General features: G+C 32.7%; 9 protein-coding genes. 1 reads left to right on the forward strand and 8 read right to left on the reverse strand.

The genetic code is table 11. The features are described from left to right. Positions 1 to 60 precede the first annotated feature (60 nt). From NK213_RS18415 to NK213_RS18450, 8 genes are all read right to left on the reverse strand, one after another. The gene (locus tag NK213_RS18415) at positions 61 to 1,950 is read right to left on the reverse strand and encodes an Alb1 domain-containing protein (protein ID WP_253351964.1); all 1,890 of its coding nucleotides are present in this window, start codon (positions 1,948 to 1,950) and stop codon (positions 61 to 63) included. A gap of 183 nt (positions 1,951 to 2,133) precedes the next feature. Beyond that, positions 2,134 to 2,409, reverse strand: a complete 276-nt coding sequence (locus NK213_RS18420) for a phage tail assembly protein (protein WP_253351966.1) — start codon at positions 2,407 to 2,409, stop codon at positions 2,134 to 2,136. 53 nt (positions 2,410 to 2,462) lie between these two features. Then, positions 2,463 to 2,984, reverse strand: coding sequence for a phage major tail tube protein (locus NK213_RS18425; protein ID WP_253351969.1), 522 nt, complete (start codon positions 2,982 to 2,984; stop codon positions 2,463 to 2,465). 12 nt (positions 2,985 to 2,996) lie between these two features. Continuing rightward, positions 2,997 to 4,427, reverse strand: coding sequence for a hypothetical protein (locus NK213_RS18430; RefSeq protein WP_253351971.1), 1,431 nt, complete (start codon positions 4,425 to 4,427; stop codon positions 2,997 to 2,999). After that, a complete protein-coding gene (locus NK213_RS18435) occupies positions 4,427 to 4,702 on the reverse strand; it encodes a hypothetical protein (RefSeq protein WP_253351973.1) in 276 nt (91 codons plus the stop codon). Before NK213_RS18435 ends, NK213_RS18430 begins: the two co-directional genes overlap by 1 nt. Beyond that, the gene (locus NK213_RS18440) at positions 4,695 to 5,168 is read right to left on the reverse strand and encodes a hypothetical protein (protein ID WP_253351974.1); all 474 of its coding nucleotides are present in this window, start codon (positions 5,166 to 5,168) and stop codon (positions 4,695 to 4,697) included. The genes NK213_RS18435 and NK213_RS18440 overlap by 8 nt, the downstream gene beginning before the upstream one ends. 673 nt (positions 5,169 to 5,841) lie before the next feature. Then, positions 5,842 to 6,096 carry a hypothetical protein gene (locus tag NK213_RS18445; protein ID WP_253351976.1) on the reverse strand — a complete coding sequence of 85 codons (255 nt, stop codon included), beginning with the start codon at positions 6,094 to 6,096 and terminating at the stop codon, positions 5,842 to 5,844. 217 nt (positions 6,097 to 6,313) lie between these two features. Then, on the reverse strand, positions 6,314 to 6,499 hold the full coding sequence (locus NK213_RS18450; protein WP_253351978.1) for a hypothetical protein: 186 nt from the start codon (positions 6,497 to 6,499) through the stop codon (positions 6,314 to 6,316). Positions 6,500 to 6,815: 316 nt separating this feature from the next. Here NK213_RS18450 and NK213_RS18455 point away from each other — a divergent pair, with 316 nt between their 5' ends. Beyond that, positions 6,816 to 7,022 carry a hypothetical protein gene (locus NK213_RS18455; RefSeq protein ID WP_253351980.1) on the forward strand — a complete coding sequence of 69 codons (207 nt, stop codon included), beginning with the start codon at positions 6,816 to 6,818 and terminating at the stop codon, positions 7,020 to 7,022. Positions 7,023 to 7,159 lie beyond the last annotated feature (137 nt).

Genomic DNA, 7,159 nt, shown 5'->3' on the forward strand with positions numbered 1-7,159 from the left:
TTTCGGACACCTGCCTTCTCTCAATTAGTTTACACAATCAAGATTTTTGTGTCCACTTTTTCATACTAACACCACTGATAAACCATTGAATCCACCTAATTTCTTTAACTGATTGTTTTCATCCATTGTCGTCATACTGCTTTCAGAAAAGCCATTATTCATCATTCTTTCTGTCATGAAGTTTCTGAAGATTTTCGTCCCTTTCGGCAGATTCATCAGCATTTTTGCATCCGCCATGAAACGTTCCCCTGTAGGATACTGGATTAATTCACGTCCTCTTTCCCCTACATATGTAAGTCCACCTCTCCAGAAGTTACTACCTGTGTATGTATTTCCAGGGCCTTTACCGGAAGATGGGGGATTTATACTAATTGATGATAATTCTGCCATTTGCTGTTTTATTTCAGCTATTGCTGTGGCAAATTTTGACTTCAAGTTTGATAGAAATGCATCTGCACTGCCAAGTATCTGCTGCCATACTATTTCAAGCATTGGCGGTAAAGTTAACCATGTTAGGTATAAGTTTAGTACAGTTAATAGTGTGTTCATTGTCATTAACATGTGTTTCATTGTCATTGTCAGTATTATCATATCGTAAACTAAACTTACTTTTTGTAGGTAGTTGTCCCAAAGTAATGCTAGTGCGTTCATGTTTTCTGTTGATGAGGACTGCATTAAAGCAAGTTTTTCTTCGATTCCTGTGCCTTGTTGTGTATTTAGGGATGAGGTAGTTGCTGGATTAAAGCCTGTATTTACGCCCGTATCAATTTGGCTTGCTTGAATTCCTGCCATAGTCATTGGATTTAATTGATTATTAGCATTTTTTTCTGTTACTTTAGTTAGAGCATTTATAGGTCCCATTAAATCTATCATATTACTAGCCATTGCAGCATTTAAACTAGATGCATCCAGAACTTTTCCTTCGGCTTCTACATTTCCAAACCAACCATGTTTTTTTATACTTCCTGTATTTGGATCATATGTTTCTTTTCCATATACCATTCCCCACAGTCCATATTTAGTTTTCACCCCTGTCTCTTTATGAACAGTTTCATATGATAGGAAACCCCTATTTACAACTTTTTCATTAGTAAACCATTCAAAAGCTTTATCAGAAAGTTTCGAAAAAGATCTATGCATCTTATAAATCCCAGCTGGAGCTGCTGCTACAGCTCCTATTACCGCCGCTGGCACTGCCCCTACTCCTGTTACCGCTAAAACAGAAGCTACTGCCCCTCCTATTCCCGCTACACCATCTAAAAATCGTCCAATTTCATCTTTAGTTTCTTCTTTACTCTCACTCTCACTTGTTCCACTACCCATATTGTTAGTTATTTCCATATTGTTTAGTGCTGAATTAATTTTAGAAAGTTCACCAATAATATTAATATTATTGGCATTATTAGTTTCTAAAACATTATGTATATTTGATAACATCACATGTTTAAGAACATTCCACAAAAGATTATTATGATTCCCGATTCTCAACGAATTACAAGCAGATATCAAATACCCTTCAATATTCATCATTATCATATGACCGTTAAGAATTGTTCCCTGACATTCTTGAAGTTTAAATAAAATTCCCTGAAGTAGTCCAATTAGAGCTGAATTATCAACAAGTGTATTCGTTTCCTCATTTCCATTTGGACTGAAATTTTTTGAATCTCCTGTATCTTTCACGGTTACCTTAACGCTAGCCTTCAAAGTAGTTTCTATATTTTTAAGTTTACCAATACTCTTCTGTTGCTTTTCCAATTTTTGCAAGAGCTTATAAGTCCTATCAATACTCTGCTGATACTTCTCCATTTCAGTAAGAGGTTTTTTCGGAGTCTTCGTCTTCGAAGCCGCCTTATTCAGCCTTTTTACTCTCTCCTCCGCCTTCTTCACCTTCTCGGTATATTTCGTACTAACCTCAATATCGACCTCTACGGTTGTTTCTCTAGCCATTCTTCACCTCCTTTTCCAATTCAGATATTAAGTCCACATATTTAATCAGATCAAATACGCTGGAATTGTTTAAGTCCTCATAATTCAGATTCATTTGCAGATTATTATTTCCCCTGACTACAATTCTTGCTATTTGTTTGGATAATATATCTGAATAGGTGTAATTCAACGGGTCAAATGGCTTTATGAATTCAAAAAAACCGTTACCTCTGTCGTTACTGTAGTAAAGTCTTTCCCGGAAAAATCAAGAATATCATCTTCTCTTAACCCTGCACAAAAAGCTGCTACCTTAGCTGCAAAAGCATTATTCGCTACTAATATTAACTCCCCTTTGTTTTCCTTCTTAAATTCTTTTTCAAGCTGTATAAGCTGTCTTCCTGTAAGCTTGTCAAAATCCAGCTCTATAGTATCTGTCATTTCCCCGTTAATGTCATATGTTTTTTCCAATTTAATTTCCATATATATTATCCTCCTGATTTTATTTTTCTGATTTATTTAAAAAGATAAAGTTACTAACTTAACAGACTTTGGAATCTTTTCGCCTGGTCTATACCGTTTATGCTGCTCTTAAATCCTAATTTATCTATATTTATTATCTCTTTTCCGTCTAAAGTCACTTTGTACGCAAGACAAGAAACAACTATCTCAGTTTCTGTTTTTTCTCCGGCTTTTATAGTCCCGCCCTTGAATTCTTTTACTTTTCCTTTTATATCCACTTTAAGTCCTTTTAAAACAGCACTTCCCGTAGCAGAATCAATATGCTGCTGAGCTGCTCTCAAATGGAATGTGTGTGCCTGCTGATCGTTTATATTTGAAATATCTCCGTTTATAGCAGAAAATTTCATTACAAGATCCATTACATCTGTAGACCCTATTATAGGCTCTTCTATCTTACCGGCTATATCAAAACCTTCTATTTCAGCCACCATAAATTTTAATTCAGGAAGCGTTACCTCAGCTATCCCTGTTACTTCATTACTTCCGTCAATGTATACTTTTGCAGCATTTATCGCCGCAGGTACATGTGTACTCATATTTTATTCCTCCTATTTAAAATAATAATTTGTAATATCGTTCAGGTTATATTCCAATTCGTAAACTCCGGCCTGGAAAGGCAGAATCGGACTAAAATCTATATGCCATGTAAATTTACCTTTTTGCATATCAGTAAGAGAGTTGCTTTCTTCTCTTAATTCTATTTTCGCATCATACAAGTGATTTCCAGTTAATGTTTTCAGCCAGTCTTCCACTGTCATATTAATAGAATCTCTTAATACATTTGTAAATTTTCTGTCTATAAACTGCCAAGTGCTTAATATCAAAGTATTTGCAGCCCATTTGAACATTCTTTTTACCGGAACATAAGAATCTTTAATATCCGTTCTTGAAGGATAACAAGTGTTGTAGTTCCCCCATGAAGTCCATCCGTTTACGAAGTTCAGTGCAGTTACAATACCGTTTTCATTCAGGTAATTTGCCTGTGTAAGGTCAAGATTTATTTTTTCATATCCGTCAGCTGTTTTTATAACTAATCCGTCCATTTTATAGTTTTTATTTGATGGTGATTCAGAAGGAACTCCTCCGGCTTTGTTATCCACAGAAGCCATTAACGCACCTAAATGAAGCGACTGATAATAATATTCGTCCCCAAGTCTTACAAGACCGTAAGTCCCGATTATATCTTCATCTACAATATTTAAGCTATTTTTCCATTCAGGAATTTCCTTATATTTCTTATCCGCAGGGCAGTCTATAATTGCATGAGCCTGAAAAGCCCCGCTTATATTCTTTGTCTTTGTTTCCATTACTGCTATTACATCAGAAAGGTGTGAATAACCCGGAGCCATTACTACACCAACAGTTTTTCTGAATTTTACAAATGCCTCGTGAATTAATTCCAGACCTTTTCTGTCATAAGTTACAGGATCAACTCCGCCGATTATATCGTCTTTTGTAACTTTTGAAGGATCAAGTTTCTTATATTCCACTTTTATTTCTGATTCATTTACAAGATAGATTTCCACAAATCCGTCTTCATCATACGAAACATAATAGTCAGTCCCTTTTACAAGCTCTGTAGAACTTGCTTTATTTGTTACTTTTAATGTATCCTGTAAAATTCCTTCTGTTTCAATTACGGCTTTCTTATCTTTTACCACTGCTTCTTCTGTTATTACAGCAGAAGCATGTTTTTTAGGATCAAGTACATTTACCATAAATACCGGCCCTACACCATAAAGCGTAAAATATACCTTTGCAGCCTGTACAAGTGTATAATCCATAAGGTTTTTCGATGATCCGAAAGCCTCTGTGAATTCTGCAAGATTATTGCAGAATACTACATTATTTACGTTTTTTGTATCTTTCATATTAATCGGGGCAGTTCCCACTATAAACGGAATGGCTGTATCAACAGAAACCATTGAAAAGCCTGCCGTATCTATCTCTCTTGTATAAATTCCATGTTCTAACGCCATTAATCAACACTCCCTTTTCTCTTTTTTATTTCTGCTATTTCTTCATAGATAAAATGCAGATAATTTGATTTTTCCCTTAATTTCAAAGTTTCTTCCTTTAGAGACTCCAATGGAATAAATAATTTTCCGATATTTTCATACTCTTTGTAATTTTCCAATTCAGGCATATAGTCAAATACTGTACCGTTTAACAGTCCCTCGATATTAGGGCCTATATAAACCATTTTACCGGCTCTGCCGATTTTGATTTCTGTTTCCTGTAAATTTTCAATCATAAAAATTTTCCTCCTCTAAATTTGTGGTAAGAATGGCATCAGTGATCTGTACACTCATATCCATCCATATAAACGGATTCTTTCCATTTTCAGATAAAGTTCCTTTTACATTTCTTCTGTCTGCAATAACATTTCCGATTCTCCCGTTATTTACAACAGTGTTTTTAATGATTTCATACATTTTCACTGTTTCTTCATAGGCCTTTTCCTTATCAGAAATATTTGTTGCGATAAAAAAATGATACTTAAGGCTTTTATCTTCCTTTTCTTTTGTTACAAGATGTGTATCTTCATCAAGTTTTACCAGAATACAGGGATAGACCACATTGTCCTTATCTATATTCTCAAATGATGTGTACACTCTTGCAACTACCGGACTTTTACTTCCGCTTTCAGTTTCAAAAACGTTTTCCTTAAATAAATTCCGTAAAGCGTCAAACAGAGTATTCTCTACTTCTAAAATCATATCTTTTACCCTTTCTGTAAATTATTGCGAAAATTATTTACTTCATTATGAAATCAGCCCCTTTCCGTTTATTTATGAAAACATAAATATATCAATGCCGTACCTGGTTTATTCGGAGAATACGTTAAAAAATAACTGATTTTTGTACCCTGATTGATATATTTATTATTTTCACAAATTTTAGTTTAAGTTTTATTCCGGCATTGACTAAATATAATTTGATATATTCTTCAAACAGTATTTTGGTTCTTCTATATCTGGAACCATTGGAAATACCGAATTTGAATTTATCAAATGCCTGAATTTTTAAAACAAAAAAACCCCGGCATATATCTCTATATACCAGGGCTGCTTGAGCCGCATACCGGTTAAGGACTTACATATAGTAAGTTCAACTATTCGTCCGGCTGTTTAATTGTCGTTTATAATGAGTAAAGTCTTTCGCTTCGTTGCTTAAATGCAATGTTAATATTAAAAAAATATTTTCATTTTTATTGATAATTCTTTTTGAAAAATATTAAACACCTGAATATTTTCAAAAAATCTTTTATTTTCTGTATCTTTCCTATAATTATGCGCTTTATTTATTGTTATGATTAATTATACAACTTTCATTGCTTTTTGTCAAGATTTTTTTTGAAAAATTTTTTATATTTTTTCTGTACCTGTCTTTTCAGCTTTTGACAGTTTTATTGAATAAATACTCTTTTATAAATTCAAATCCATATTCAAAATGCAATTCACTGCCAAGTAGTAATTCTTCCAGCATTAATTCTGTTATTTCAAAATAATCTTTCAAAATCTCCGGACTATATTTTTTCTTAAATTTAGTTTCTAACTCCAGTATTTTAGCACTTAAATCTTTCATTTTTTCATTTTGAAAAACTGTTTCTTCAATTATTTCCCCTAACTCTTTACTTAATTTCATGTTTTCCCCTTTCATTCTTAAATAAATATTTTTGATTTCACAATCAAGCAAACTACCTAAACTAAAAAGTTTACTATAAATTGACGAACTTTTATGAAAAGTGTATAATATCCAAGTAGGGTGTAATTATACACTATTTGAGTTGATTTAGGTCAACTCTTTTTTATATTTTTTCACTATGCGTGATCGTTAAAAAGAAGATAATCACTAAAAGTTTTCAAATTTTTTTCATTAATATTGTTTTATTTTCAAAATCATAGATTATTTCCACTTTTCTGTCATCATAATCTATTTTCATATCTCTGATCCATTTTGCCGGCACAGCCACCCTGAAGGTATCTGCTCCACGCCCGTCTTTGGATACTTGTATTAGTCTTTCTCTTCTTTCAGTTTTATCAGCCATCTTTATATTCCTTTTATGCATAATTTATTTGTAGGATGCAATTATACATGTTCGGAATAAATCTTCATTATTCCATATTCTTCCCCCTTTATATTAATTTATAATTATGATAACTCTATGCGTGATTTTTGTAAAGCGGCAAGGTTTAAATATTGTTGAATTTATTCAAAATCCAGCGGCTTTAAAATATTAAGTTTCTCCCAGAAAATACAATGATTTTTAACAATTTAATATATGATTTAATGATAAAATTTCAATTGGTTTCACTTAATTAAAAATGTTATAATTAATGCAATAATTTATAGGTGGGGAAAATATGGCAGGAATCAAAGGAAAAAGTGGCGGGGCAAGACCCGGTTCCGGGAGGAAAAAAATTGCAAATAGGGATAAGTATATTTCGAAATCTGTTGCTTTAAAACAATCTGACTGGGAAAAAATTGATAAAATTGTCCTTGAAAAAGGTGTCACACGTAATAAATTTATTAGCGAAATCGTGTTGAAATATTTAAACACTTTAAATTAATTATTTGAAAATTGTTATTTATTTTTTTAAATAAAAATGTTATAATAATTTCACTAATAAAATGTAATGGTCAAGCAAAATGGGAACATTAGGATCCAAAGAAATTGAATCTAGCCTGGTAAGGAGTAATAAACCCA

Origin of the sequence: Sebaldella sp. S0638 (assembly GCF_024158605.1) — a bacterium.
Classification (GTDB): Bacteria; Fusobacteriota; Fusobacteriia; order Fusobacteriales; family Leptotrichiaceae; genus Sebaldella.